Below are 3,070 nucleotides of genomic sequence, written 5' to 3'. Positions count from 1 at the left end.
CACTGGGAAAGCCCGCACCACCCGGCGACACGGGACCACCCCGCCATACCCAGAACCACACAACCGGATTCGCGACGCAATCGCATCTCAACGCACGACTGCCATCACCCTCGACGAAAAATCCGGGCTAGAGATACCTAGAGATCCCCTAGGGAAGGCGTTAGGGCTCAGGGGGTTCTAGGCCGATCTCACCCCCGCCCCGGACGTCATTCAGCCGAAATTTCTCCGGCGGAAGCTCCCACGTCCAGTGGTCGACTTTGCCGTCGACGTAGACCCGTTTCTTGATCACGCCCAGTTGTTTGGAAGCTGCCTTGATCACACCTATCCCGCAGTCGGCGTTCTCCTTGGTGAGCTTGATCGCCGTCTCGGCGGGAACCGGCCCGTCGCTCAGAAGCTGTTGAAGAATGTCCATTGCTTCCTGGCGGGCCGGTGCCGACTTACGGGCGTCGCTGACCTTCGCGCCGTCCGCACCAACCAATTGGTCGGCGGTCAGGTCGAGCGGGTCAAACCACTTCACTATCGGACTGTCGGGGTCGTCGGGCGCGCTGTCGAGCCGATATCCGATAGCCATCGGTTCCTTCGACAGATTGCCCTTGGTCCGTGCGATGGCGTGTGTCGGTCCGTCCGGTGTCTGTTCCTTGAGCTTTCCGGCGACGATGACCGAGCGCGTGACCCCGGTGAAGGCGATCGTGCCGCTGCCCCGGTGCTTGGCGCTCATTCCCGTGGCCTTGTTCAGATGGCGCACGAGCACTACCGCGCAACCGGTTTCAGCCGCCAAGGCGACGAGCGGCATCAGGGCCTGTCGAGTAGACGGGTCATCCCCGGCCTTCACTTGTGATGTCGACAGAAACGCCGTGATCGGGTCGATAATGACGAGCTTTGCCTGCGTTTCAGCCACAGCGCGCCGCAGCCTCTCCACGTCATCGGGAACCACGAAAGGCACGGGGTTGCCTCTGGCGTCGAGCGGCTGGACGATCGTGTGGACGCGGGTCAAGTCGGCATTCGCCGCGATCAAGCGAGGCACCACGGTATCGGCGTAGTCGTCCTCAACACCGACGAGCACAACACCGGCAGCCTCGGCCGCGACACCAGCAACCACGTCGCCACCAACGATGCTGTCAGGCCACTCGCCACCGTTCGATACGATCGCGCTCAGGGTAAGCGTCAGCGCCGACTTCCCAACGTCCGGTTCGCCCTCGAGGATGGATACCTTGCCGAGAGGCAGCCACGGACGCCACAGCCACTCAACCTTCGTAGGTTCGACATCAGCCAGCGATCGAGTGACCTTATATGTGGAGTCGTCACGGCTCTCTTCATCGATCTTCACGCCATCCCACCAGCCGTCGAAGCCTGTGCCCTCAAGGCATTTGAGCGCATGAAACACATCGGGACGACACGTCTTAGCGGCCCATGCCACCATCCCGTCAAATTCGTGTCCGGCTTCAGCCGCGCCGCCCGTGCGGTCCTCGCTAACGACCGTCACGAACCGCTCTTTAAGTTGTCCAAGTGCTGTCTTCGCGCCGCTGACCCCTGCCGCGCCCATCTCGACCAGCCAGCGGACCTGTTCCTGGGTGCGATCGTGGCGACTGCCCCGTCCCACATCCAAGGCAGCGAGCGCATCCGCGAAAGCCTCGCGGACCAATTCGCACATCGGCCCACTCGGCATGTCGTCGAGCCAGGCCTGCGCTTGCTCCTCAGTCGCTTGCGACGCCGCCTCGCAGACGCCGTCCTGGGTCACCAAGAGCAGCCATGCGTCTGGCAGCCTGCGTTGAGTCTCAATAGGTGGCGGCGCACCCAACGCGTTGTCCTCGGCGTCGAACCATTGCTCCGGGTTGCCGGTGTCGGGGTTAATCCCCGCGTTCACATATCGATGCGTGGGAGTGACCAGGTCTACGCAAGGCCCAAGGTTCTTACGAAACCTAAGCCCAGGCGGCACCCAAAACAGTCGCTTCTCGCTGCCGTCCGTCCGATTGCGTAACTTCGGCCCAGGCGGCAAATCACAACCCGCACGTTCCCGCGCTTCCGCCATAGTCGCCGCGCCGGTGCCCGCCGGCCACTCGCCCTTCGCGTAGTTGTCGACGTCAATCAGCAGCCAGCCGTCCTGCAACACGAAGCCGATGGCGTCGTCGCCGCGATCCTGTCGCCATCGTTCTATCTGCTCAGCTGTGGGTGGTCGCTTGTTGCGATATCCCGTGAATCCTTTCGGCGGGGGATACTTCCGGCCTCGTGGCAGTGGAATTGGCGCAGGATAGCCCGCACGTGCATACAGCGGCGCTAGCTCACGGTAAGAGTGCTTATCGGTCATTTACGGACTGCCGCATGGGTTTCAGATGCGCGGTAGACTCCAGGCTGCTTGCGCGACTTGACCCAATCGAGGCCGTCTTGCTTGCTGTAGAAGTTCCCGTTGCCAAGGCGGGTCGGCTGAATCTCGCGGCGCAGCACGGCGTGCTTAATGGCGCGGCGGGTTACCGGCAAGTCCTCGTCGTAGTACAGAAACTCATAGAGTTCCTGCTCGGTCAGGTTCGGGCGGTCCAAATCGTCCATCTATGTCTCCTTGCTCAAGACGCAAGAAAGGCGCGCATCGAAGGTGCACCCTTTTGGTCACTTGGGGTTTGCCTTCGACCCACGCCAGTCTCAGTGGTTTAGCAAGTCGATAGAGGTCCGTAGATCCAGGGCCGAGCCGATCGTCTATGTGGCCTCGTCGAGACGATATTGAGTTTTCCCGAGCGGCTCGCCGCCGGGCCCGACGTAAACCTTACCCGATCTTCGCTGGGAAGACCGAAGTTACGCGATTCCGAAAGAGCCTATGTTCCAACGTGTTACGTCATTCTGGCCAACAGTTGGCCCAATGCCGCTCACGCCATTGCATGTGGCTTCTGTCGTTATCGTTGCCGCGGTCTTCCTCGCCGCAACCATTGCAGCGGTACAGGTGCATGCCTTTAACCTCGATCTTTCACGTGGCGGGTAGTTGAGGTCTTTTCGTGGCGTGGGTGGGCGGTTCTGACGTGGGCGGCCTGGGGTTCCGGCGTTGCGTCTCGCCGGTGCTCCTGGGTCCTTTGCTCGTCGGAAT

General features: G+C 61.9%; 2 protein-coding genes. Both read right to left on the bottom strand.

The genetic code is table 11. The features are described from left to right. Positions 1-160: 160 nt before the first annotated feature. Positions 161-2,110, bottom strand: a complete 1,950-nt coding sequence (locus tag ACXMYJ_RS28880) for an AAA family ATPase (protein ID WP_460359522.1) — start codon at positions 2,108-2,110, stop codon at positions 161-163. Between the two features lie 191 nt (positions 2,111-2,301). Further along, complete coding sequence (locus ACXMYJ_RS28875) at positions 2,302-2,544, bottom strand: hypothetical protein (RefSeq protein WP_460359521.1); 243 nt, start codon at positions 2,542-2,544, stop codon at positions 2,302-2,304. Between the last annotated feature and the right edge of the window lie 526 nt (positions 2,545-3,070).

The organism is Mycobacterium sp. ZZG (genome assembly GCF_054786995.1).
The sequence above is the reverse complement of the archived record's forward strand: the minus strand, read 5'-3'. Positions and strand labels throughout refer to the sequence as shown.